Consider the following 24,334-nt stretch of genomic DNA (forward strand, 5'->3'; position numbering starts at 1 on the left):
CCCGCCTCGTCGCCGAGCAACGCTACCTCGTGCTTGAAATGCCTTCCGAAACCCGCCTTCGTTCTTGACCTCGACCGTGCTTTCGACCGTCTGGCTCGGTCGTTGGGGTGCGAGGCTCTGTTGGCTCGTCGCATATCGTGACTGCGATCTTCGTCGATGGAGACGCCTGTCCGGTCAAGGCGGAAACGTTCCGTGTCGCCGAGCGCTATGAACTGGTGGTCACAGTCGTCGGAAACTCCTGGCTGCGCTTGCCCGATCACCCTCTGTTCAAAATGATCGTCGTTCCCGAAGGTCCAGACGTTGCCGATAAACGCATCGTAGATCTGATCGAGCGCGGCGATATCTGCGTCACCAACGATATTCCGTTGGCTGCACGTTGCTTGGAAAAAGGCGCTCTTGCGATCCGCCCCGATGGACGGGCCTTTACCGAATCCTCAATCGGCGACGTTCTCGCCACCCGCGATCTGATGACGTCTTTGCGCGAAACCGGAGCCATTACTGGCGGTCCCGCTCCGTTCGGACCGCGCGACCGTTCCCGTTTCCTATCCGCCCTCGATACGATGGTCCACGCCGCCCGAAAGGTGAGATAGAGCTACGGCTGTGTCGCGTTCGATTAATCCGACATATCCGCATCGAGCGGCGGCGGATCGAGCAGAACCGGCGGCGGAGGCGGGGGGACGACGGGGGCGGTGGGGGCAGGGGTTGCCGGGGCTTGCTTCGAAGCGCGGGGAGCGACGGATTCTTCAGACCAGCGCATTGGGCATTCATTGATGTGGTGATTATGCCAGTCGCGCAAGGCGATACCATGCAGTTCTTGAGTCAGCCGTCCCTTGGTGTCGCGTGTAACCCTGCGCTGATAGATCGTCAGCGACGGCATTTGGTTGGGATCGAAACGGAATGCACCGCGCACTGAAGAGAAGTCGGCGCGGCGGAGCGCATTGCGGACGGCATCGCGATCTCCGGTGCGGCCATTTGTGGCGCGCATTGCCGAATCGATCAGCAAGGCTGCGTCATAGCCCTGGGCGACCCAAGACGTCACGGGACGGGCGTATTCGGCTTCAAAGTCGGCGATCAGGCGGCGATTGACCGGCACGTCGAGATCAGGACTCCACGACGATACCGTCAGGATATCGAGAGCGGCATCGTCCATTGCGGCAAGCAGTGGGCGTTCGAAGCCATTCGAGTTGCCGATCAAGGGAATCTCGGTTTTCAATCCAGCGGCGGCGTAATCGCGCACGAATGACAGTCCCATCCCTCCGGTGAGGAGGGAATAGACCGCATCTGGACTGAGGCGGCGTACGGTATCAAGCTCGGCGGCAAAGGTCGCGGCCCCATGGCGAGGGCGTAGGACAGTCATCACTTCGCCCGTCCAGGTGCGGCGGAGTGCGGCCAGAGCCAGATCTGTCTGTGGGATATCCGGGGCAACAACAACCAATCGACGCATTTTTTCAGCAGACAGAACTGCACCGAGGGCTTCGTGAAGCGCGTCGGGTGGAGTGGATAGATCGAACAGGCTGGGGTTGCATCCCGATCCAGCGAGATCAAGTGGTGTTGCATCGAGATTGAGAATGAACACCCGCGAATCGAGTAGCGTCTTGATGATCGCCGCCATCGATGCCTGCGATACCGCCGTCATCACGAAATCAACTTTTTCGTGTTCAAGAAGGCGTTGGGTGACCTGAAGTGCCGTATCGGGGGAGCCGTGGTCATCGACCGCGACCACCTTTACTTCCTGGTTAGCGAAGCGCCCCCCAAGCTGCCGGACTGCGGTAATGACCCCATCAAGCTCGTCCTGTCCCGCCAGTGCTCCGGGGCCGCTCAGGGTCGCGATCACGCCGATGACGATGGTCGGATTGCCCGCTGCGCTGGTCGGATTGGGCAATGCCGCCGCCATTTGAGGGGGAAGCAACGCCGCCGCCAGCAGCAGCGCGAACGAAACGGCGCGACGGCCCATCTGTGTTACCTCTTTTTCAAAGCAGCTCGGGCAAACGCGGCGGCAAGCGCACCATCGCCTTCCTCGGGTGCGGCCTGAACCTTGGCGGGACGGCGTTGCTCGCGCGGTGCAGAGGTATTGGCCGCGTGTTGGGACCGGGGCGGGCGTTGCTCGCCACCTTTTCTTTCGGCTTTATCTCCCGACCGGGATGGAGCGGCCGCCTCGTCCAGCCGCATCGATAGGGCGATGCGTTTGCGCTTCACGTCAACTTCCAGCACCTTGACTTTGACCAGATCACCGGGCTTGACCACCTCGTGGGGGTCCTTGACGAAGCGGTTGGCCAGAAGCGAGATGTGCACCAACCCGTCCTGATGGACGCCGATATCGACGAAAGCCCCGAAATTGGTGACGTTGGTAACGACGCCCTCAAGGACCATGCCGGGCTGAAGATCGGTCAGGCTCTCAACTCCGTCGCGGAAAGTGGCGGTTTTGAATTCTGGACGGGGGTCGCGGCCGGGCTTTTCCAGTTCGCGCAGGATGTCGCGCACGGTCGGTTCGCCGAACCGACTGTCGGTGAAGTCGGATGGATCGAGACCGCGAACGAAGGCGGTGTCACCGATCAGGGCTTGAACCGGGCGACCAGTCGTTTTGACGATCCGTTCGACCACAGGATAGGCCTCGGGATGGACCGCCGATGAATCGAGCGGGTTGACACCACCAACGACGCGGAGGAAGCCCGCCGCCTGCTCGAACGCCTTCGGTCCCAGCCGGTCAACCTGTTTCAGCGCCTCGCGGCTGGCGAATGGCCCGAAGCGATCGCGGTAATCGACGATATTGCGGGCGACCGTCGGCCCCAGACCTGCGACGCGGGCCAGTAGCGGCGCCGAGGCGGTGTTGACTTCGACGCCGACCGCATTGACGCAATCCTCGACCACGGCATCAAGCGAGCGGCCCAGGCGCCCCTGATCCACGTCATGCTGGTACTGCCCGACTCCGATTGCCTTGGGGTCGATCTTGACGAGTTCAGCCAGCGGGTCTTGTAATCTCCGGGCAATCGAGACGGCACCGCGTAGCGAGACGTCGATGTCGGGGAATTCCTTCGCAGCCAGTTCCGAAGCGGAATAGACCGAGGCTCCGGCTTCGCTGACCACCAGCTTTTCCAACTTGATATCGGGATGCTGGCGGATCAGATCTTGTGCCAGTTTATCGGTTTCGCGCGAGGCGGTGCCGTTACCGATTGCGATCAGTTGCGGCTTGTGTTTGCGGACGAGTTGCCCCAACGCCGCCAGTGCCCCCTGCCAATCATTGCGTGGCTGGTGGGGGTAAAGCGTCGTGGTTTCAACCAGCTTGCCGGTTGCGTCGGTGACCGCCACTTTGACGCCGGTGCGAATGCCGGGGTCGAGGCCGATGCAGGCGCGCGCTCCGGCGGGAGCCTGGAGCAGCAGGGCGCGCAGATTGCGGGCGAACACGCGGATCGCTTCATCTTCGGCTGTCTCGCGCAGACGGCCCATCAATTCCAGTTCAAGGTGCATCTGGATCTTGACCCGCCAAGCCCAGCGCACCGTTTCGGCCAACCAGGGATCGGCCGGGCGTTTGCGGTCGGCAATGCCAAATCTCCGGGCAATGCGGGTCTCACACTCTCCTGGTGTGGAGGAGGGAGAAGACTCATCGGAACGGGCGGCCTCGTCGGGGGGGAGGAGCTTCAGAGAAAGAACGCCTTCGTTCCGCCCCCGAAACAGAGCCAAAGCGCGGTGAGATGGGATCGCCCGCAATGTCTCGCGATAATCGAAGTAATCGCTAAACTTGGCTCCGGCCTCGGCCTTGCCTTCGACAACGGTCGAGATCAGAACGCCACCCTGCCAGAGATGGTCGCGCAAAGAGCCCAGCAATTCGGCGTCTTCGGCAAATCGTTCCATCAAAATCTGACGAGTCCCGTCCAATGCGGCCTTGACGTCAGCAACGCCCTTTTCGCTATCAACGTAGGGAAAGGCTGCCTGCTCCAGATTGAGCGACGGATCGGACAGGAGAGCGTCGGCCAGCGGCTCCAGCCCGGCCTCGCGAGCAATCTGTGCCTTGGTTCGGCGCTTTTGTTTAAAGGGAAGATAAAGGTCTTCCAGCCGGGCCTTGCTATCAGCTGCGGAGATTCGCTCCGTCAGATCGGGGGTAAGCTTGCCCTGCTCGTCGATCGATTTCAGGATCGCGGCACGGCGGTCTTCCAATTCGCGCAGATAAGACAGCCGTTCTTCCAGGGTGCGGAGTTGGGTGTCGTCCAATCCGCCCGTCGCCTCCTTACGGTAGCGGGCGACGAAGGGAACCGTCGCGCCGCCGTCGAGCAACTGCACCGTCGCTTCGACCTGGGCGGTACGAACCGACAATTCCTGGGCGATGCGGGAGAGGATAGCGGCCGAAGCCGACGCGGACTGGGGTGAGGAGGTCATGCGCTCTCTGCCGATAAGAAAAACAACCGCCCGGGTTATCCCCGGGCGGCGGGCTCGAAACAAAACCGGCGGCCCACGTTGATCAGGCTGCGGGCTGGACCTTGGCCGGATCGGCCGTTTGGGCCGGCGGCTCGTCGGTCGAGGTCTTCGACGGCATCACGCTGATCAGCGAGGTGATGAGAGCGGCCAGGAATGGCATCGCCTGCACCACCAGCACCAGCGACCACAGCCGCACGTCCGGGTCATAGAAATTGTTCTTGGGCAACAGCACCACGATTGCCGCGATCCACTGCGCCAGCATCAGTGCGCTTTCTTCCGACGCCATCAGGAAGCCCTGGGTAAAGGCTGCCTTGTTGGCCATCTTAGGTGTCCGCATGAACGGCGTCGATTTGGTGAAAATACCCTGCCACATCGCTCGGGCGATCGAATAGGTCAGGCCCATTCCAGCGATTGCCGCCAGCGAACGCTGACGCAACGTGCATTTGACCCGCGTGGTGTAGAGGAAGAAATGATGGATGATCTTGGCAACAAACACGCCGACCGTCGGCAGGGTGAACACCGCTAACGGGGTTGGGAAATATCGCGGTGCCAGCACCATTCCCAGCGACCAAATCAGGCTGGCGATGGTGAACAGCAGATAGAAGGCATCGGCGAACCAAGGTAGCCAGCCCGAGACGAAATGGTATTTCTGTCCGGCGGTCAGTCCGCTCTTGGTAAACGGCATCAACGAGCGCCAGTGTGCCTTCAGAATCTGTACGGCACCATAGGCCCAGCGGAACCGCTGCTTTTTGTAGGCCATGAAGCTATCGGGAACTAAGCCGTGGCCGATGCGGTCCTGGACATAGACCGATTCGTAACCGTCCTTGAGGAAACGCAGGCCAAGCTCGGCATCCTCGACAATGCACCACTCGCCCCAGCGCCCGGCCTTTTCCAGAGCCTCCTTACGGATTAGCGTCATGGTGCCGTGCTGGATGATCGCATTGGCTTCGTTGCGATAGACCATGCCGATATCGAAGAACCCGGCATACTCCCAGTTGATCATTTCCTTGAACAGGTCGTTTTCCCATTCACGGTGATCCTGCGGAGCCTGAACGTGGCCAACCTTGGGATTCTCGAAGTAGGGGACCAGTCCCTTCAGCCAGTTGGGGGTCACGATATAATCGGAATCGACCACGCCAATAATCTCGGCTTCAGGATCGGTGACCGTCAGCGCGAAGTTCAACGCTCCGGCCTTGGCTCCCGGCCACGGTGCGAGATGGAAGAACTTCACCTTCTCGCCCAGCGAGGCGCAATAATCGCGCACCGGCTCCCATACTTTGGGATCCTTGGTGTTGTTGTCGAGCACCAGGATCTCGAAATTGGGGTAATCCAGCGCCATCAGGCTGTCGATGGTCAGCTTCACCATCTCGGGCGGTTCGTTATAACAGGGCAGGTGCAGCGATACCTTGGGGAAGCGCTTGCACTCGGCCGGAGGCAGGGCGGTGAAACGGCGCTTGAACCGGCTGGCCCAGGTCAGTTCGGTGACCTCGATTCCGGCGATCAGCACCACGAACAAAAGAAGCAATTGCGCCGGTAACAGCAATCCCAGCATCAGCCCGGTGCCGGGCGCGACGTCCTTCAAGACCGGCGTTGACATTGTCCAGATCACCAGAGTGGCGGCGAATTGGACGAGGACGCCAAAGAATATTTTTCCCGGCAGACGCAGATTGCGCCATTTGAACAGGAACCATGCAACAGGAAGGAAGGCGATGAAGGTTGCCGCAGCGGCCTGGAACGGCCACTCCTCGAACTCGATCACCGGACCGATCCAGTTGAATTTCGGCTGGCGCTCGACTGTCCAGATACCCCAGTGCTTTTCACTGGCGTTGTTATCGAGGTTGACCTTCCAGGGTTGGTCGAACGCCTCGACGATATTGTAGTCCAGCTTTTCTTGATGCGCCCAATTCAGGAAATGGCGCAGGAACAGAGCCTGATTGACCAGGGACGGTTCGGAATCGCCATAGGATCGCCCAGCCGAAGGCCAGCCAACTTCACCGATGAACAAAGGCTTGTCGGGATAGGCGTTCTTGACCTCGCGAACCATTCGCTTGGTGAAATCCAGCGCTTTGCTGATATCAACCCGTTCCCAGAAGGGAAGGGTGTGGATGGTGATGAAATCAACCTCGCGCGCCAATTCGGGATAGTCGAGCCAGATCGACCACGCCTCGGCGGTGCTGATCTTGACCCGGTCGGGCAGAGCGGCCCGGACCCGACGCAGATAGCGGACCATCTGATCCACAGTCAGACGATGCAGCGTCAGGTTTTCGTTGCCGATGATCACCCGTTCGACATTTGGATTGTCGCGAGCGATGCGGATGATGTTCTCGATCTCGACCTCGTTGCGAGCGAGTCGCTCATCAAGCCATGCTCCGGGCAGCGCCTTCAACCCATGGTGGGCAGCCAATTCCGGCACCTGATCCAGCCCTTCTAGGGTTGAATAAGTGCGGACCTGCTCTACCTTTCCGGCGAGAAGGGCGAGATCCTCGTCCATCTCTTCACGGGTGGCGAGATGAGTCTCGTCCAGATAAGGGAGCTTTCGAACCAATGTCGGGTCGTCATCGGCCCGGCTGGGGCTGAACGACACGCTCTTGATGGTGCCTGACCAAGGTAAGCCGGTCTGCGGGCGGTTGATCGCCGCCCAGAAGCCGAGATTGCCAAGAACGATCAACAGCAGGACAACGATACCGGAGAGGCGCATGAATGGGCGGGGTCCGAATGGGTGTGAAGAAAACTGACCGCGCGCCCAACCTGTGCTCTTTGGCGAATATGGACGCGATCAGGACGGGCGCGGCGGTCATTAATCCCTAAGAAACGAGCGCGATTATTAGCCCAGCCATCGTCCGCTGTCCATGGTCACAGCCACAGGCGGCCATGCCGCCGCCGCCGCGTGCGCGACCGTGACAGACGGAGCAATCCAAGGTAAGCTTGCCCTCTCATCAATCGGTGGGGAACATCACCTTGGCGAACCGCGGTTTGAACCGTCGTCTCGACGATCGGCATCAGGGTGACGGGCTGTTCCTGCTGTTCGATGGGAATTTGGTCGAAGTGGTCGATGTTTCGATCGGCGGCCTCAAATTCCGCAATCCCCCCTATCGCCTTGATCCAGGATTGCGCTTTCCGTTCGAGTTGCGCTCCGCTTACGAGGATCCGAATCCTTTAGCCAAGGGGATTGCTGTCGTTCGTGCAGCTAAGGCGGATTGGGTCGCGGTTGAGTTCGTGCGTCCGACTTTTGCGCTGATGAAGGTTGTCGGTCGTCATATCGGCCGTCAGGTGCGCGGTCCCAACCATCTTTTCCGGCTCTGATCGTCCGATGCGTTTGGCTGTCGTCGAAAACGGTGCGTCCAGTTCGCCGCCGCTGGTGATCTTGCATGGATTGCTGGGGTCGTCGCGTAATTGGGGCAGTGTTGCCAAGGCGTTAAGTGATTCGTGGCATGTTCTTGCTTTCGATCTGCCCAATCATGGCGCCAGTCCATGGGCCGAGACGATGGATTATCCTTTCATGGCCCGTGAAATCGCGGCGGCAATCGAGACGCTGGGGCGAAAGGTTGTGCTGTTGGGCCACTCGATGGGGGGCAAGGCGGCGATGACTCTGGCCTTAACCCGGCCCGATCTTGTCGAGCGTCTGGTCGTTGTCGATATCGCCCCGGTCGCCTACGACCATACTTTCGCGCCGTTTATCCGGGCGATGCGGGCCGTCAGGCTGTCAGAGATGCGCAGCCGCGCCGATGTTTCCGCCGCTTTGACGGTGGCCGTGCCCGATCCAGCCTTCCGCGCATTTTTACTGCAAAATTTGGAGAGTGGGGCCGAGGGCTATCGTTGGCGGCCCAATCTGGCGGTATTGTTGGCCCATATGGACGATATTCTGGGCTTTCCTGCCTCCCCCCCCGGACGCAATTATTCCGGGCCAACTCTGTTCATTGCCGGGGGGCGGTCTGAATACCTGCGCCCTATCCATCGCGATGTCATTGCCGCGCTATTTCCCGCTGCACGTCACACCGTGATCGCCGATGCTGGCCACTGGATTCATGCCGATGCTCAAACGGCCTTTATAACCTCTTTAGTAGATTTCCTTCGCCGATAAAGACGATGGTTACCCTCTGTTACAGACAATAAACGTGGCTAGCGGCCATAATCCCCGCCGCGACCGAGCCCAAGGGAGTTGACGGCGTGTCTTTGCACCAGCCTAACAACAGAACCGCGTTCCGGCGGCTGGCGATTGTTTTCGCCGTTTTGGCGGGCCTCGGCCTTGCCGCTTATTTTCTGTTTCCCGGTCTCAAGTCTGGAACACTTTCTTCAGGAGGGTCTGGGGCTGCTACCGCCAAGGGTGGTCCTGGAGGTCCGGGTGGGCCAGAAGGGCGTCCGGTGCCGGTTCTGACAGCTTCGGTATCGCGGCGCGATGTGCCGCTGTATCTTGACGCGCTGGGGACTGTACAGGCTTTCAACACCGTCACCGTGCGCTCGCAGGTCGATGGAGAGCTGATTGAGGTGCTGTTCCGCGAGGGGCAGGACGTCAAGGCGGGGGACGTGCTGGCCCAGATCGATCCGCGCACCTATCGTGCCGCGTATGAACAGGCCCAGGCCACCCGCGATAAAGATCAGGCCCAGCTTGATGCGGCGCGGCGCGATTTGGCCCGCTATGTCGCTTTGGGTGATCGCGTTACCGGCCAGAGCGTCGATACCCAGCGTGCTCAAGTTCGTCAGCTTGAAGCCGCGGTTCGCGCTGATGAAGCGGCGATCAGTTCGGCTCGGATTCAACTTAGCCACACTGTGATCGCCGCGCCGATCGATGGCCGGGTCGGTATCCGTCAGGTCGATCGGGGTAACATCGTCCACGCTTCTGATACGACCGGACTGGTGAACCTGACTCAGGTTCAGCCGATTTCTGTCATTTTCACTTTACCGCAGCAGAATTTGAACGCGATTAACGAACGAATGGCTCAGGGGAATCGCCTGACGGTCCTGGCGACCCAGTCGGACGGCAAGGGGGTAATCGACACGGGAGAACTGGAACTGGTCGATAACCAGATAGACCAGACCACCGGCACAATCAAATTAAAGGCGGTCTTGCCGAATGCCGAACGAAGGTTGTGGCCTGGCGGATTTGTTACGGTTCGGCTGTTGCTGGCTGTCCGTCACGACGGTCTGGTTGTTCCTCTGCCATCGGTCCAGCGTGGGCCACAAGGGCCTTATGTCTTCCGCGTCACCCCGGAAAAAACGGTCGAAATGCGTTCAGTGACAATCGGAGCGATCGAATCCGAACAGGCGCTGATCGAATCTGGGTTGGAGGAGGGAGATGTAGTTGTCACCGACGGCGTCGCAAAATTGAAGCCCGGTTCAAAGATTAGCCTGCCCGAAGACCGAGCCAAAGCGAGAGATGCCGCCGCTGCCGCGTCAACGTCCTTTCCGATTCCTCCGGCTCCGGCCCCTGCCGGAGCGCAAAGCCGGTGAGGCGAATCGTCGTTACAGAGACCCTGCCCATTTCTCCCAAGGTCTCGTCTCCCTCGCGCCTGATGGCGCGAGAGCCTAGCGAGCGGAGAGAGCGCCCGGCGATTGAGGGGCAATCAATATGAATATTTCAGAGCCATTCATTCGCCGTCCGATCGCGTCCTGGCTGCTGGCTTTCGCAGTGGTTCTGGGGGGGCTGCTGGGGTTTCGCCTGCTACCGGTGTCCGCACTGCCCCAAGTTGACTTTCCGACCATCCAGGTTACCACTCGTCTGCCAGGAGCCAGCGCCGACACGGTCGCTTCGCTGCTGACCACGCCGCTTGAGCGTCAATTTGGGCTGATCCCCGGCCTGACAATGATGACCTCGACCAGTTCGCAGGGGATCAGCGCGATCACCCTGCAATTCGACCTGTCGAAGGATATCGACGTCGCTTCGCAAGACGTTCAGGCGGCGATCAACGCAGCCAATGGCGTTCTGCCCGATAAGCTGCCTTACCCCCCGGCTTACGCCAAGGTTAATCCGGCCGATCCGCCGATTCTAACACTGGCGCTGGGGTCTGAGACTCTGCCGATCACCGTCGTCAATGACGTCGCTGACACCTTGCTCTCGCAGAAACTGAGCCAGATTGGCGGAGTTGGGCGGGTGGTGGTCGAAGGTGGGCAGAGGCCCGCCGTGCGGGTGCGGATCGATCCGGCCAGACTGTCGGGTTACGATCTGTCGCTGGAGGAGGTGCGGGCCGCACTGGCCAAAGCCAATGTCGATCTGCCGAAGGGCAGTTTTGATGGTGTCAGTCAGGCGCTGTCGCTTGGTGCCAATGATCAGATCACGACCCCTGCCGGCTATGCGTCCCAGGTAATCGCGTGGCGCAATGGCGCGCCGGTGCGGGTCCGCGATGTCGGCGATGTGATCGAGGGAGTCGAGAACGCGCGCGTCGGCGGCTGGCACAACGGCAAGCCTGCTGTGATCCTTAATATTCAACGCCAGCCCGGTGCCAATATCGTCGAGACGGTTGATCGGCTGAAAGCAAAGTTGCCGGAACTGGCTCTATCGATTCCAGCCGGGGTAACTCTGTCGATTCTGGTCGATCGCACCGAGACAATTCGCGCCTCTGTTGCTGATGTCGAATTCACTCTTGCTCTGACCGTTCTGTTGGTGATCGGGGTGATCTGGGGGTTCCTGCGCAGTCCGCGTGCGACTCTGATTCCGGCGGTAGCGCTGCCGTTGTCGCTGGTCGGCACCTTCGGGGTGATGTCTCTTGCCGGGTTCTCTCTCGATAATCTATCGCTTATGGCTCTGACGATTTCTGCGGGATTTGTCGTCGATGATGCGATCGTAATGATCGAAAATATCGTCCGCTATATTGAGAAAGGGATGAAGCCGTTCGAGGCCGCTCTGGCTGGTGCGCGCGAGATCGGTTTTACGATTGTGTCGCTAACCGTGTCTTTGGTCGCGGTTTTCATTCCCTTGCTATTCATGACCGGGATCGTTGGGCGGTTGTTTCGTGAATTCGCCATGACCCTGACGGTTGCCGTGGTGGTGTCGGCGGTGGTGTCGCTAACCCTGACGCCGATGATGTGCGGTCATATGTTGAAAGGCGGCGATCGCGAGGCGCGCTCGGGTCGTCTGTTCCTGGCTCTGTCTGGCGCCTATGCCCGGTCGCTCGATTGGGTGTTGGCGCGGCAGACGGCGACGTTGTGGCTGGCAGCGGCAACATTGGTCGGGACGGTGGCACTTTATATCGGGATGCCCAAGGGCTTCCTGCCGTCTCAGGATACCGGCCTGATTGTCGCGACGACCGATGCCCGTCCAGAAATCTCGTTCGCCGCGATGAGCGAATTGCAAGGGAAGGTGGCGGCGATCGTTGGCCAGGACCCGGATATCGCCGGGGTCGCTTCGTTTCTGGGTGCCGGGCCAACCAACATCACCGCCAATACCGGGCAGTTGACGATCGTTCTGAAGCCCAGGCGCAAGCGCTCGGCTTCTGCTGATGAGGTGATTGCCCGCCTGTCCCGCCAACTGGCTCCGGTGGCGGGAATCCAGGTCCATCTGCGCGCCGCTCAGGATATCCAGATCAGCCCCCGCACCAGCCGAACCCGCTTCCAATACACCCTGGCCGATGTCGATGCCGTCGAATTGGCGGAATGGGCTCCTCGGGTTCTGGAACGGATGCGCGCTTCACCGTTGCTGACCGATCTGGCATCTGACGCGCAGGAAGGTGGGCTGGTCGCCGATATCGTCATCGACCGCGATAAAGCGGGGCGGCTCGGTGTACTGCCCCAGGCGATTGACGACACCCTATACGACGCATTCGGCCAGCGCCAGATTTCGACGATCTATTCCCAGGTCAACCAGTATCACGTGATCCTGGAGGTAACGCCCGATTTCCAACTCGGGCCGGAAGCCTTGGGATCGATCTATGTCCGTTCGTCGAATGGGGCTTTGGTGCCGTTGTCGGCTGTGGCGACGGTGGCGCGTAAGACCGCGCCGCTGGTGGTTACCCATCAAAGCCAGTTTCCAGCGGTAACTCTTAGCTTCAACCTCGCGCCGGGCGCATCGCTGGGGCAGGCTATCGAGACCATCGGTCAAATCGAGGCCGAGATGGGGTTGCCCGAGACCATCGCTGGCGACTTCACTGGCGATGCCGCCGAATTCCGCTCCTCGCTGAAAAACGAGCCGTGGCTGATCGTGGCGGCTCTGGTGGTGATCTATATCGTCCTCGGTGTGCTGTACGAGAGCTTCATCCATCCGCTGACGATCATGTCAACCCTGCCTTCGGCCGGAATTGGGGCGTTGCTTGCTTTGTTGGCGACCGGTAACGATCTCTCCCTGGTCGGGTTGATCGGCATCTTGTTGCTGATGGGGATTGTTAAGAAGAACGCGATCATGATGATCGACTTTGCGCTGGAGGCAGAGCGGGTCGAAGGACTCCCGCCGCTTGAGGCGATCCGTCAGGCCTGCGCGTTACGCTTCCGACCGATCATGATGACGACGATGGCGGCGCTCCTCGGTGCGATTCCGCTCGCGATCGATAGCGGCACAGGGTACGAACTGCGCCGCCCGCTCGGGATCGCGATTGTTGGCGGCCTGCTGCTCAGTCAGTTTCTTACCCTCTACACCACGCCAGTGATCTATCTGGCGCTTGACCGCTTACGGCGGGGCAGGGCGGCGGCATGAATTTCAGCGAGCTGTTCATCCGTCGCCCGGTCGCCACCCTGCTCCTGGCGTTGGGGATGCTGCTGGCTGGAATGGTTGCCTTTGACCGGCTGCCGGTGGCACCTCTGCCTTCGGTCGATTTCCCGACCATCATGGTGATGGCACGTCTGCCTGGTGCCGATCCAGCCACCATGGCCGCGACCGTGGCGGCACCGCTGGAACGGCGATTGGGTGAGATCGCGGGCGTTACCGAACTGATCTCGACCAGCAATCAGGGTTCGACCTCGATCATCGTTCAGTTCGATCTGGAACGCGATATCAACGGTGCGGCTCAGGATGTTCAGTCTGCGATTAATTCGGCTGGTGCGGAACTGGCGGTCGATTTGCCGACTCCACCGACTTTTCGTAAACTGAACCCGGCCGATGCGCCGATCATGATTTTGGCGGTGACCTCGCAGAGCTTGCCACCCGCGAAGATTTACGACGCCGCCGATGCGATTTTGCTCCAGCGTATCTCGCAGATCGAGGGGGTGGGACGGGTATTCCTGGGAGGGGCTGACAAACCGGCAGTACGGGTTGCGGTCGATCCCGGACGCCTGTCGGCAATGGGGCTATCGCTTGAAGATGTCCGCACCGCCCTGACCCAATCCAATGTCGCACAGCCATTGGGGAGTATCGACGGCCCACGTGAGGTGATGAGCCTTGCCATCAACGATCAGCTTTACACTGCCGCCGCGCATGCGCCGCTGATCGTCCGGGCGGCGAACGGAGCGATCGTGCGGCTGTCGCAGATTGCCCAAGTGACGGATTCGGTCGAAAGCATCAGACAGGCAGGTTGGTTCAATCGCGACCGCGCGGTTCTGGTCATCATCAGCAAACAGCCCGGTGCCAACGTCGTCGAGACGACCGAGCGTATCCACGCAATCCTACCTCAATTGCAACGGTGGATGCCTGCCGGAACCACCGTTTCAGTGGTCAATGACCGTACCGGCAATATCCGCGCCACCCTGGCCGATGTCGAGATGACCTTGCTGCTGTCGATCGTGTTAGTGGTGCTGGTGGTTTATCTGTCGCTGGGAAGGGTAACGCCGACTTTGGCGGCGACGGTGACGGTGCCGCTGTCGCTGGCCGCGACCTTCGCGGTGATGGCGCTGCTAGGGTATAGCCTCAATACCATTTCTCTTCTGGCGATTATCATCTCGGTCGGGTTCGTCGTCGATGACGCCATCGTGATGATTGAGAACATCGCCCGTTATATCGAAGCGGGCGAGACACCGCTGCATGCCGCGATAAAAGGTGCGTCGGAAATCATCTTTACCGTTGTGTCAATCACTCTATCTTTGGTTGCGGTGTTCATTCCCCTGCTGTTCATGGGGGGCATTATCGGGCGGATGTTCCGCGAATTCGCTGTGACTTTGTCGGTGGCGATCACTGCATCGGCCCTCGTGTCACTGACGGTAACTCCGGCTCTGTTCAGCTATCTGATGTCGCGTGCCAAACCAGAGGGACGGCCGTCTATGGTTGCGCGAGGTGGCGAAGCGGTAATGGCCTGGATGCTGCGTGTTTACGAATCTGGGCTGGTTCATGCCCTGGCGCATCCCCGGCTGATGCTTGGTGTCACCTTCGGGGCGGTGGGGTTGACAATATACCTCTATGGTGTTGTCCCTAAAGGATTTTTCCCACCTCAAGACACTGGGATGATTTTCACTTCGGTTGAGGCACGAGTCGATATCTCCTTCCGCGCCATGGCCGAGCGGCAGCAGAAAGTCGGCGAGGTGATCCTGTCCGATCCAGCGGTCGAGGGAGTCGCCTCGTTCATTGGCTCGGGCGGGGATGGCGGCCTCAACAATCAGGGCCGGATGTTCGTGACGTTAAAGCCGATCGAGCAGCGTAAGGCCAGTGCCCAGGAGGTAATCGACCGGCTGCGGCCCAAATTGGCGCAAGTCGATGGTGTTACCGCCTTCATGCAGGCCGGTCAGGATATCCGTGTCGGTGGTAACCGAGGGCGGGCGCAATTCCAGTTCGCCTTGTCGTCGGATTCCCTTGACGACCTAAAGGAATGGACGCCGAAACTTGTCGAACGTCTGAAGAAGGATACCGGCCTCGCCGACATCTCCAGTGATCTCGACATCGCTATGCCGCAAGCCCAGGTCGTGATCGATCGTGATGCTGCCGCACGGTTGGGGGTTGATGTTTCCTCGATCGATCAAGTGCTGCAGAACGCCTTTGCCGAGCGTCAGGTTGCAACGATGTATACCCAGCGCAATCAGTACAAGGTCGTGCTTGAGGTGGATCGTCGCCATACAGAAAGCCCGGATTCGTTGCATAGCTTGTGGGTCAAGGCCGCCGATGGCACCTTGGTTCCGTTCGATGCGCTGGCCCGATTCGACTACACGACATCGCCCATGTCGGTCGCTCACCGCGGGCAATTTCCCTCGGCCACTCTGAGCTTTAACCTTGCTCCCGGAACGCCGCTTGGCACTGCGGCGGAGAGGCTGGAACAGGCCGGGCACGATATCGGATTGCCCGCTGGGATTCACATCGCTCCGGCGGGTAACGTCAAAGCCTTTGCCGATACCTCGCGCGACCAGCCGATCCTGATCGCGGCGGCGTTGCTGACGATCTTTATCGTTCTTGGTATTCTTTATGAGAGTACCTTGCACCCTCTGACGATTATATCAACCCTGCCTTCGGCGGGGTTGGGGGCGTTGCTGGCCTTGCTGATTACCGGCACCGAATTGACCTTGATCAGTATTATTGGCGTGTTCCTGCTCATGGGGATCGTCAAGAAAAATGGTATTCTATTGGTTGATTTCGCGATCACGGCCGAACGGCGTGGTCTGACACCCGATCAGGCGATCCGCGAAGCGTGTCATATCCGTTTTCGTCCGATCACCATGACCACACTGACGGCCTTGTTGGGCGCATTACCGCTGGCGCTGGCCTCCGGTCCGGTGGGGGCGCTGCGCCAGCCGCTCGGTATCGCAATCGTCGGCGGTCTTCTGCTGTCGCAGATGCTAACCCTGTTCACCACTCCTGTGGTTTATCTTTCGCTGGCCCGTTTGTCTCGTTGGTGGCGGAACCGACGCGACCGGCGGATGGAGGTTGCCCCGTGATCCGAACGCTTGTTTATCCTCTGACCCTGGCCGCCCTGCTGGGCGGTTGCTCGATCGGCGACGCGTATATCGCCCCGGAAGCGCCGCCTCCCGCTGCCTGGAATGGGACCAATCGTACCGCCGAGTGGCCATCTCTCGATTGGTGGCGTCAGTTTTCCTCGCCCCGGCTTGATGCGCTGATGCAGGATGCCATGATCGGCAATTTCGACATCGCTGCCGCGATGGCGAGAGTGCGGCAGGCAGAAGCTCAGGTTGAAATCGCAGGAGGCGCGTTGTTGCCCTCGCTGACGGGGGATGGTAGCGCAACTCGTAGTCGCTCCTCTATGGCGACAAGCTCCAGTTCCGCATCTGCTAGTCGGGGGGGGCTGAAGCCGAACTATGTTACCACCTATGGTGCAACCGTCAGCGCCAGTTATGAGATCGATTTCTGGGGGAAAAACCGCGCCGGAGTGGATTCCGCCGAAGCGGCTGCTCAGGCCAGCCGCTTCGATCACCAGACAGCAATGCTGACAATGCAATCCTCCATCGCTACCACCTATTTCGACATCCTTGGATACAGTGAACGATTGCGATTGGCCCGCGAGTCGGTGGGCAATGCCGAATCGGTTCTGGCTGTGTATCGCGACCGGCTGGCGGCGGGAACCGCCACCTCCCTAGATGTCGCTCAACAGGAAAACGTTGTCGCCAGCCAGCGGGCTACCGTGCCACCGTTGGAAAAGCAGATCCGCCAGTCGCGCAATGCGCTGGCGATTCTGGTCGGTCGTCTGCCTGAAGATCTGGCTCTGGAGCCTGAGACTCTTTCGGTGCTGGCCGTGCCCGAGGTGTCTCCAGGTCTGCCATCGGAATTGCTGGGTCGGCGTCCCGATGTCCTATCGGCCGAGGCCAATCTGCGCGGAGCCAATGCCGACATTACCGTTGCTCGTGCTGCATGGTTTCCCAGCATCTCATTGACCGGACAGGGAGGCTTTCAGAGTGTCGATCTGGCTAAAATGATGACGCATCAGAGCCTGCTGTTTTCGCTTGGTCCCAGCCTCACCGTGCCGTTGTTCGACGGCGGCAAGATCGCGGGCACGGTCGAGCAGAAGCGGGCGCGTTGGGACGAATTGGTGCAAACCTACCGCAAAGCGGTGGTATCGGCCTTCTCTGACGTCGAGGACTCGCTGGTCGCGGTCGAAAAAACCGCAGAGGCGGAAGAGGAGCAACGTGTCGCTGAAGCGACGGCGCGGCGAGCCTTTGAGATCGCGCAGTCGCTTATGAGCGCAGGGACCGTTGACGTTACTACCGTTCTGAACACCCAGAAGACGCTGTTCTCATCGCAGGATCAACTGGCTCAGGCCCGGCTAGCCCGGTTTCAAGCCGTCGTCGGTCTCTACAAGGCGATGGGCGGCGGCTGGTCGTCCGATAAAGCCGCTCCGTGAAATTCTGCCGGGGTGAATGCCTGCCATCCCTCTGGCCCGAACGCTTCGAGTGGGCGGAACCGCGCCTTGTACGACATCTTCCGGCTATCGGAAATCCAATAGCCAAGATACACGTAGGGCAACCCGATCTGGCGCGATTGCTCGATCAGCCACAGCACCACCTGAGTGCCCAAGCTGCGGTGATAGAGGTCGGGGTCAAAGAAGCTGTAGACCGCCGACAAACCGTCGCGCATCCGGTCGGCCAAGCACACGGCGGTCAGACTGCCGTCGGGACGTCGGAACTCGATTAGGAACGTATCGACCGGGCTGTCCTCGACCATCGAGCGATAATCGTAAAAGCCCATCAGCGCCATGTCGCCTCCGGCGTGACGCGACTCCTGGTAGCGCGCGAATAGCCGGAATTGTTCCGCCGACGCCTTGGCCGGAACCTTGCGGGCCACCAGTTCGGCATTAACGCGAGCGATCTTGCGCATGGTGCGGCCGGGGGAAAAACCATCGACAACGATCCGCACCGGAATGCAAGCCGAGCAGCCAGGGCAGGCCGGAGTGTAGGCGATGGAATGGCTGCGGCGGAAACCGGCGCGGGACAGAGCTTCGTGCAGACCTTCTGCGTCGGCTCCGTTCAACTCGGTAACGATCTTGCGCTCCAACCGCCCGGCGACATAGGGGCAGGGAAGGGGAGCTGTCGTGAAGAAGAAATGCGGTCGCTTGAGTGGAAAATGATCCATTATGTCACGTCCGGTCTCGTCCTCTGGGGGTCAAACCTAACGGCGCCGGATGGCCGGAGCGTGCCGTGCCTTAACATATAGGAACGCGGTGATGCCGGTTCAAACCTCAGATTACGGTCCAGAGCCACGCCATTGCCGTGGATCATTGACGACAACCGTTCCCGCCAGGAAATCATGTGCTGTTCGGCGACGAGGATTGAAGAGAGCCACCAGTAGAATCAGGCTGCCGGTCATTGCCAGCGATGCGTAAAAAGCAACGGTCTGGATAAGCGCTTGCAGGATGGTGGGGCGGCCACCGTCAATCTCAGCCCCTGGTGCGACCGACATCACCCGCAAGCCGGCGACTCTCATTCCAAATGTGGCCGAACGTGGCCCGGCAATGGTCAGGGTATGGTAACTGATTGGCACGGCCGCCAGAACCATCCCAAGAATCGGCATGAGCAGGCCAAGGCTGAGAGCCCCCAGAATTACACACCCGATGAAGACCATCAGCCACAGAAGCCCAACCACCACGAGGTCAAGGCAATAGGCATAAATTCGACGAGGCGTGACGCCGAGATAATAGATCGGGTATCGCCACGGGTCGCCCCACTCCGGAACGGTTGGTGACGTGAAAGTCGGAGTGGGGGGAACCGACATGATCGATACAGATCCTTGATCGTTATTTTTTCGACATCGGTACCGACAGCGTTTTCGATTCGGCGGGGCCAAGATCGTTCTCGCGCAACAGGATGATGCTGATCCGCCGGTTGCGTAGCCCCTTCGGGTCGCTCTTTTCCAATGGATCCTGATCCGCACGGCCGACGACCCGATCGACCCTGCTCTCTGGTACGCCCGAAGCAATCAGGGCGCGGCGACTGGCCAGAGCGCGATCGGCCGACAATTCCCAGTTCGTGTAGCCGGACGGGTCCTTGAACGGCACCGAATCAGTGTGGCCCGAGATCGAGATACGGTTGTCTGGTAACTGGCGGACGATCCGGGCGACGAGATCGAGCATGGCGCGGGTATGGCCATAAGGCGCGCTGGAGCCAGACGGGAACATCGCCAGACCTTCCTGATCGGTGATCTGGATACGCAACCCTTCTGGGGTGTTATCGACCATCATGCTGCCCTGGAACTGTTTCAGTTCGGGGATGCCCTTGACCGCGTTTTCAAGCATTTCCTTGGCTTTGTCGAACTTTTTCTGTTCGCGCTGAGCCATCGCCTCCTTGAATTCCTGCTCGGACATACCCGCCTTGTCCTGCCCATTCGCACCGTCCTGGTCGGGACTGCTCGGGGTGCTGGGAGCAGACAAATCCTCGCCCTCGGCGCTGATCGAGGAGGGGGGAAGCGACTGGACCAAGGTCGGCGACGAGGTTTGGCTGACCTGAGCGCCTTCGCCGATGGTTTGACCTCCCAGCACCCCGCCCGCGCCATTCGAGCTTTTCGACGCCATCGTCGGGGCAAAATAGTTTGAGACGCCGGTCAATTGCTCCTCAGTGACTGCGTTCAACAACCACAGCAAGAGGAAAAAGGCCATCATCGCTGTCACGAAGTCGGCATAAGCAACCTTCCAGGCACCGCCGTGATGGCCGGCCGCCGACTTCTTGATGCGCTTGATGATGATTGGGCTACCGCCACCTTCAGCCATGATATTCAGCTCAGTCCGGCGGGAGGTTCGTTACCGTCTCTTCCAGTTCCTGGAAGGTCGGGCGTAATTCATCGGGAAGAATTTTCCGGGCGAATTCGATGGAGACCTGGGGTGCGTAGCCCTGCATGTGGCCGAGCAACCCGGCTTTGATGGCTAAGAAGTAGTTGTGATCGGAATCGAAGCACAACTGCATATTGCGAGCGATCGGGGCGACGAAAGCATACGAGATCAGCACGCCCGAGAATGTTCCAACCAGTGCGGCACCAATCAGGTGACCCAACACTTCGGGGGGTTCGGTGATCGATCCCATCGTGTGAATGACGCCCAAAACGGCAGCAACGATACCGAGTGCAGGCATCGCATCGCCCATCAGATTAACCGCATTGGCGATCTCATGGTAGTGCTTGTGGTGCGATTCCAACTCGCCGTCGATAATCGATTCTAATTCGTGGGCATTGCTGGTCCCCAACGTCAGAAGCCTTAAATAATCACACAGAAACGTTCGAGTGTGATGATCGTTGGTGAATTTGGGGAATTTGGCAAATAATGGACTTTCGTCGGGCTTTTCAACGTGGCTTTCCAAAGCCAGATCGCCCTTGGTCTTGGCGAGCTTAAACACGGCATAGAGCATCGACAACATCTCGATGTAGTCGTCTTTCCCGTGATGCGCGCCTTTGAATACGACCGCGATATTACCGGCAATGCCGGTGATAATCGATTTGGGGTTGCCGAGCAAAAGTGAACCTACGGCTGCGCCGACAATGATGATCCACTCGAACGGCTGAAACAGCACGTCAAGATGTCCACCGGGAGCCGCATAGCCGCCGATCACACTGACAAGGGTAACGATAATGCCGATGATCGCGAACATGAACCTCACCTGTCCCGTCGTTCCGTCGGTCCGACGGATCGTCAATCCGTCCGAAAGGATGCAATAATTCCCCGCCGCTGTCGCGAGTCAACTCGCAGGTTGTGAAAAAATGCTGCCGGGGATGTGCTCTTTCCTCTTTTCCTGTGACGCACAGCCGGTCAAACTTAAGCCATGGTCAGCCCATATGTCGGGTCGCCACGGAGGAATGCCAAGTCATGATGCGCCAATTTGAACTTGTGGAGCGCGTCAAATCCTACGATCCCGCTGCGGACGAGGACGCGATCAACCGCGCCTACGTCTATGCGATGAAAATGCATGGGTCGCAATTACGCGCTTCAGGTGATCCTTACTTCTCGCATCCGATCGAGGTGGCGGGCATCCTGACCCGGTACCGTCTCGATTGCGCGTCGATCATCACCGCGCTGCTGCACGACACTATCGAGGACACTCCCGCCACCCAGGAGGAGATCGAGCACCTGTTCGGGCGCGAGATCGCCCGCCTGGTCGATGGTGTCACCAAGCTTAACCGGATCGAGTTGCAGTCCGACCACGCCAAGCAAGCCGAGAATTTGCGAAAGCTGGTCTTGGCGATGAGCGAGGACATTCGTGTTCTGCTGGTCAAGCTGGCCGACCGCATGCACAACATGCGGACCCTGCATTACATCAAGAACCCGGATAAGCGTCGGCGCATTGCGCTGGAAACCATGGAAATCTACGCCCCGCTTGCCGAACGTATCGGTATGCAGGAAATCAAGATGGAGTTGGAGGATCTGGCCTTCACCGAACTCCATCCCGACGCCCGTGGCTCGATCGTTGCCCGGTTGGGTTTCCTGCGCGAACAGGGCGGGGATCTGATCGGGCGAATTCTTGAGGAATTGCGCAAGATCCTGAACGAGGCCGGGATCGTAGCCACTGTGTCGGGGCGGGAAAAGACTCCGTTCTCGATTTGGCAGAAGATGCAGCGCAAGAATGTTGGATTTGAACAATTATCCGACATAATGGCGTTTCGCGTCGCAGTCGATGGCGTCGAGGATTGCTACCGGGCATTGGGGGTGATCCACTCGCACTATCCAATGGTGCCGAACCGTTTCAAGGATTACATCTCGGTACCAAAGCCCAACGGCTACAGTTCGATCCATACTGGGGTATTTGGGCCNGAGCGTCAGCGTATTGAGGTCCAGATCCGCACCTCGGAGATGCACGAGGTCGCCGAACTGGGCGTTGCTGCGCACTGGAAATATAAGCGCGATGGTGCCAAGCTAACCGACGGTCGCCAGTATCGCTGGTTGCGCGAATTGCTCGATATTCTGGAGCACGCTTCGAATCCCGAGGAATTCCTTGAGCACACCAAGCTCGAGATGTTTCAGGATCAGGTATTCTGCTTTACGCCGAAGGGCGATCTGATTTCGTTGCCGCGTGGGGCGTGTCCGGTCGATTTCGCCTATGCCGTCCATTCCCAAATCGGCGATACTTGCGTGGGGTCGAAGGTCAATGGCCGCATCATGCCGCTGCGCACGCAGTTGCAGAATGGCGATCAGGTTGACATCATCACCTCTAAGGCGCAGACCCCCAATCCCACCTGGGAGCGCTTTGTCGTCACCGGTAAAGCGCGTGCTCGGATACGTCGTTTTATCCGCACCCAGCAGCGGACCCAATATACCGAGCTGGGTCGGGGGATGCTGGTTCGTGCCTTCCGCCAGGAAGGTTACGAATACACCGACAAAGCTTTGGACGGCGTTCTGAAGATTTATAAGTCGCCCGCGACCGAGGATTTGGTCGCGTTGGTCGGCGAAGGGGTGCTTTCGGCGCGCGACGTGTTGTCTTCGGTCTATCCTGAACTGAAGAACCGCGCCCAACATTCCGACAATGTCGTTGCTCTCAAGGCCCGCCCGCCCGAGCGCAAGGATAAGTCTGGGACGATGCCGATCAAGGGGCTGATCCCCGGCATGGCGATGCATTTCGCGGGGTGTTGTCACCCATTGCCCGGCGACCGCATCGTCGGCATTGTCGCAACGGGGCGGGGTGTTACCATTCACACGATCGATTGTGAAAATCTTGAGCAGTTCGCCGATCAGCCAGAGCGGTGGTTGGACGTCGCCTGGGACGAATCCGAGATTAAAGCCCATATCGGACGAATTGATCTGGTTGTCATTAATGAGCCGAATACATTGGGATCCGTATCGACGGTGATCGCCAAGAATATGGGGAATATCACTAACCTGAAGATCACTAACCGGACCTCGGATTTTTTCGAGATGATCATCGATATCGAGGTGCGTGACGTGAAGCATCTGACTAACGTCATCGCCGCTCTCCGCGCCACGCCAGCGATCAGTTCGGTCGAGCGCGCCCGCAACTGAGCCAAATTTTCGCCCCCACTGGAGCTTTTGCACGACATGACCCCCCGGCGTCTTCGCCTTGGCGTGAATATCGATCACGTCGCTACCCTTCGAAATGCCCGTGGTACGGCCCACCCTGATCCGGTTCAGGCGGCGATTCTTGCCGCCGCCGCCGGAGCCGATGGCATTACGGCCCATTTGCGCGAGGACCGACGTCATATTCGCGACCGCGATATCGAACGCCTGAGGGCCGAGATCTCCCTGCCGCTGAATATGGAGATGGCGGCGACGGAGGAGATGGTCGCGATCGCTCTGCGGCTGCGCCCTCATGCCGTCTGCGTCGTGCCGGAAAAGCGCGAAGAGCGCACCACCGAGGGGGGATTGGATGTCGCAGGCCACCGCGAATCGCTGCGGCCCCTGCTGGCGCCGCTGATTGAGGCCGGGATCCGCGTCTCGCTATTCGTTGAACCCGATCCGCGTCAGCTTGATGCGGCTCGTGATCTGAGGGCACCAGTGGTCGAGCTGCACACCGGTGCCTATTGCGATGTCGAGGATGGGACGGCCCGCTCAGTCGAACTCGCCCGTATTATCGCAGCGGCGGCCCATGCCGAAGCTATTGGACTGGAATGCCATGCCGGTCACGGACTGAGCTTCGACACTGTTTCCCCGATTGCGGCGATCCCGAGCATCGTCGAACTGAATATCGGCCACTTCCTGATCGGGGAGTCGATTTTTACTGGGCTGGATGCCGCGATTCGGCAGATGCGCGGGCGAATGGATGAGGCGCGCGCTTCAATCGGGTTGGCGTCATGATTCTGGGACTGGGTAACGATCTGGTTGATATCCGACGCATCGAGCAGGCACTCGAACGGTTCGGCGACCGCTTCCTTCACCGTGTCTTCACACCGGTCGAACGGGAACGGGCGGCCCGAGGGCGGCCCGGTAGTCAGGCAGCCACCTTCGCCAAGCGCTTTGCCGCCAAGGAAGCAGCCGCTAAGGCGCTGGGGACTGGTTTCGTGAACGGGGTGTTCCTGCGCGATATCGGTGTCGTCGATCTGGGGGGCGGCCGTCCTGGGCTGGCTTTTACCGGCGGAGCGGCGGCGCTTCTGGCGAGCCTAGTTCCGCCGGGTTTCACCGCCCGACTGAACTTGTCGATGACGGACGAATACCCTATGGCCGAGGCTGTCGTGGCGATCTCGGCCGTCCCGGCTTGACTCACAGGC

The 24,334-nt window shown here is 59.7% G+C and carries 17 protein-coding genes; 10 read left to right on the top strand and 7 right to left on the bottom strand.

The window, feature by feature from the left end; all coding sequences use genetic code 11:
* Positions 1 to 137: 137 nt before the first annotated feature.
* Positions 138 to 590, top strand: a complete 453-nt coding sequence (locus tag PHAMO_RS16775; RefSeq protein WP_002731099.1) for a YaiI/YqxD family protein — start codon at positions 138 to 140, stop codon at positions 588 to 590.
* Positions 591 to 613: 23 nt separating this feature from the next.
* Here the strand turns inward: PHAMO_RS16775 and PHAMO_RS16780 are convergent, their stop codons facing one another.
* The 3 genes from PHAMO_RS16780 to PHAMO_RS16790 all read right to left on the bottom strand — a co-directional run bounded on the left by PHAMO_RS16780 (position 614) and on the right by PHAMO_RS16790 (position 7,108).
* The gene (locus tag PHAMO_RS16780; protein WP_002731100.1) at positions 614 to 1,954 is read right to left on the bottom strand and encodes an ABC transporter substrate-binding protein; all 1,341 of its coding nucleotides are present in this window, start codon (positions 1,952 to 1,954) and stop codon (positions 614 to 616) included.
* Between the two features lie 5 nt (positions 1,955 to 1,959).
* Entirely contained in the window at positions 1,960 to 4,371 is a 2,412-nt protein-coding gene (locus PHAMO_RS16785) for a Tex family protein (protein WP_002731102.1), read from the bottom strand.
* A gap of 82 nt (positions 4,372 to 4,453) precedes the next feature.
* A complete protein-coding gene (locus PHAMO_RS16790) occupies positions 4,454 to 7,108 on the bottom strand; it encodes a glycosyltransferase (protein WP_002731104.1) in 2,655 nt (884 codons plus the stop codon).
* A gap of 260 nt (positions 7,109 to 7,368) precedes the next feature.
* Between PHAMO_RS16790 and PHAMO_RS16795 the strand changes: the two genes are divergently transcribed.
* The 6 genes from PHAMO_RS16795 (at position 7,369) to PHAMO_RS16820 (ending at position 17,543) form a co-directional block, all read left to right on the top strand.
* A complete protein-coding gene (locus PHAMO_RS16795) occupies positions 7,369 to 7,713 on the top strand; it encodes a hypothetical protein (RefSeq protein ID WP_040567764.1) in 345 nt (114 codons plus the stop codon).
* A 7-nt stretch (positions 7,714 to 7,720) separates the two neighbouring features.
* Positions 7,721 to 8,491 carry an alpha/beta fold hydrolase gene (locus PHAMO_RS16800; RefSeq protein ID WP_002731107.1) on the top strand — a complete coding sequence of 257 codons (771 nt, stop codon included), beginning with the start codon at positions 7,721 to 7,723 and terminating at the stop codon, positions 8,489 to 8,491.
* A gap of 86 nt (positions 8,492 to 8,577) precedes the next feature.
* The gene (locus PHAMO_RS16805; protein ID WP_002731108.1) at positions 8,578 to 9,858 is read left to right on the top strand and encodes an efflux RND transporter periplasmic adaptor subunit; all 1,281 of its coding nucleotides are present in this window, start codon (positions 8,578 to 8,580) and stop codon (positions 9,856 to 9,858) included.
* A gap of 118 nt (positions 9,859 to 9,976) precedes the next feature.
* Entirely contained in the window at positions 9,977 to 13,030 is a 3,054-nt protein-coding gene (locus tag PHAMO_RS16810) for an efflux RND transporter permease subunit (protein ID WP_002731109.1), read from the top strand.
* Positions 13,027 to 16,125, top strand: a complete 3,099-nt coding sequence (locus PHAMO_RS16815; RefSeq protein WP_002731111.1) for an efflux RND transporter permease subunit — start codon at positions 13,027 to 13,029, stop codon at positions 16,123 to 16,125. Before PHAMO_RS16810 ends, PHAMO_RS16815 begins: the two co-directional genes overlap by 4 nt.
* A complete protein-coding gene (locus PHAMO_RS16820; protein ID WP_002731112.1) occupies positions 16,122 to 17,543 on the top strand; it encodes an efflux transporter outer membrane subunit in 1,422 nt (473 codons plus the stop codon). Before PHAMO_RS16815 ends, PHAMO_RS16820 begins: the two co-directional genes overlap by 4 nt.
* Here the strand turns inward: PHAMO_RS16820 and PHAMO_RS16825 are convergent.
* From PHAMO_RS16825 to motA, 4 genes are all read right to left on the bottom strand, one after another.
* A complete protein-coding gene (locus PHAMO_RS16825; protein ID WP_002731113.1) occupies positions 17,495 to 18,271 on the bottom strand; it encodes an arginyltransferase in 777 nt (258 codons plus the stop codon). The genes PHAMO_RS16820 and PHAMO_RS16825 overlap by 49 nt on opposite strands.
* A 111-nt stretch (positions 18,272 to 18,382) precedes the next feature.
* Complete coding sequence (locus PHAMO_RS16830) at positions 18,383 to 18,910, bottom strand: RDD family protein (RefSeq protein ID WP_002731114.1); 528 nt, start codon at positions 18,908 to 18,910, stop codon at positions 18,383 to 18,385.
* A gap of 22 nt (positions 18,911 to 18,932) precedes the next feature.
* The gene (locus PHAMO_RS16835; RefSeq protein ID WP_002731115.1) at positions 18,933 to 19,901 is read right to left on the bottom strand and encodes a flagellar motor protein MotB; all 969 of its coding nucleotides are present in this window, start codon (positions 19,899 to 19,901) and stop codon (positions 18,933 to 18,935) included.
* 10 nt (positions 19,902 to 19,911) lie between these two features.
* The gene (gene motA / locus PHAMO_RS16840) at positions 19,912 to 20,772 is read right to left on the bottom strand and encodes a flagellar motor stator protein MotA (protein WP_002731116.1); all 861 of its coding nucleotides are present in this window, start codon (positions 20,770 to 20,772) and stop codon (positions 19,912 to 19,914) included.
* Positions 20,773 to 20,987: 215 nt separating this feature from the next.
* Here motA and PHAMO_RS16845 point away from each other — a divergent pair, with 215 nt between their 5' ends.
* From PHAMO_RS16845 to acpS, 3 genes are read left to right on the top strand one after another with little or no spacing between them, the layout of a single operon-like run.
* Positions 20,988 to 23,132, top strand: coding sequence for a RelA/SpoT family protein (locus PHAMO_RS16845; protein ID WP_002731118.1), 2,145 nt, complete (start codon positions 20,988 to 20,990; stop codon positions 23,130 to 23,132).
* A 36-nt stretch (positions 23,133 to 23,168) separates the two neighbouring features.
* Positions 23,169 to 23,924: a pyridoxine 5'-phosphate synthase gene (locus PHAMO_RS16850; RefSeq protein WP_002731120.1), complete on the top strand. Its 756-nt coding sequence runs from the start codon at positions 23,169 to 23,171 to the stop codon at positions 23,922 to 23,924.
* Positions 23,921 to 24,325, top strand: coding sequence for a holo-ACP synthase (gene acpS / locus PHAMO_RS16855; protein WP_002731121.1), 405 nt, complete (start codon positions 23,921 to 23,923; stop codon positions 24,323 to 24,325). Before PHAMO_RS16850 ends, acpS begins: the two co-directional genes overlap by 4 nt.
* Positions 24,326 to 24,334 lie beyond the last annotated feature (9 nt).

The organism is Magnetospirillum molischianum DSM 120, from assembly GCF_000294655.1.
GTDB classification, from domain to species: domain Bacteria; phylum Pseudomonadota; class Alphaproteobacteria; order Rhodospirillales; family Magnetospirillaceae; genus Phaeospirillum; species Phaeospirillum molischianum.

Coding starts and splice junctions, on each gene's coding strand:
- PHAMO_RS16810 (WP_002731109.1), top strand. CDS start 9,977: ATGAATATTTCAGAGCCATTCATTCGCCGTCCGATCGCGTCCTGGCTG.
- PHAMO_RS16785 (WP_002731102.1), bottom strand. CDS start 4,371: ATGACCTCCTCACCCCAGTCCGCGTCGGCTTCGGCCGCTATCCTCTCC.
- PHAMO_RS16850 (WP_002731120.1), top strand. CDS start 23,169: ATGACCCCCCGGCGTCTTCGCCTTGGCGTGAATATCGATCACGTCGCT.
- PHAMO_RS16790 (WP_002731104.1), bottom strand. CDS start 7,108: ATGCGCCTCTCCGGTATCGTTGTCCTGCTGTTGATCGTTCTTGGCAAT.
- motA (WP_002731116.1), bottom strand. CDS start 20,772: ATGTTCGCGATCATCGGCATTATCGTTACCCTTGTCAGTGTGATCGGC.
- acpS (WP_002731121.1), top strand. CDS start 23,921: ATGATTCTGGGACTGGGTAACGATCTGGTTGATATCCGACGCATCGAG.
- PHAMO_RS16780 (WP_002731100.1), bottom strand. CDS start 1,954: ATGGGCCGTCGCGCCGTTTCGTTCGCGCTGCTGCTGGCGGCGGCGTTG.
- PHAMO_RS16800 (WP_002731107.1), top strand. CDS start 7,721: ATGCGTTTGGCTGTCGTCGAAAACGGTGCGTCCAGTTCGCCGCCGCTG.
- PHAMO_RS16835 (WP_002731115.1), bottom strand. CDS start 19,901: ATGGCTGAAGGTGGCGGTAGCCCAATCATCATCAAGCGCATCAAGAAG.
- PHAMO_RS16815 (WP_002731111.1), top strand. CDS start 13,027: ATGAATTTCAGCGAGCTGTTCATCCGTCGCCCGGTCGCCACCCTGCTC.
- PHAMO_RS16830 (WP_002731114.1), bottom strand. CDS start 18,910: ATGTCGGTTCCCCCCACTCCGACTTTCACGTCACCAACCGTTCCGGAG.
- PHAMO_RS16825 (WP_002731113.1), bottom strand. CDS start 18,271: ATGGATCATTTTCCACTCAAGCGACCGCATTTCTTCTTCACGACAGCT.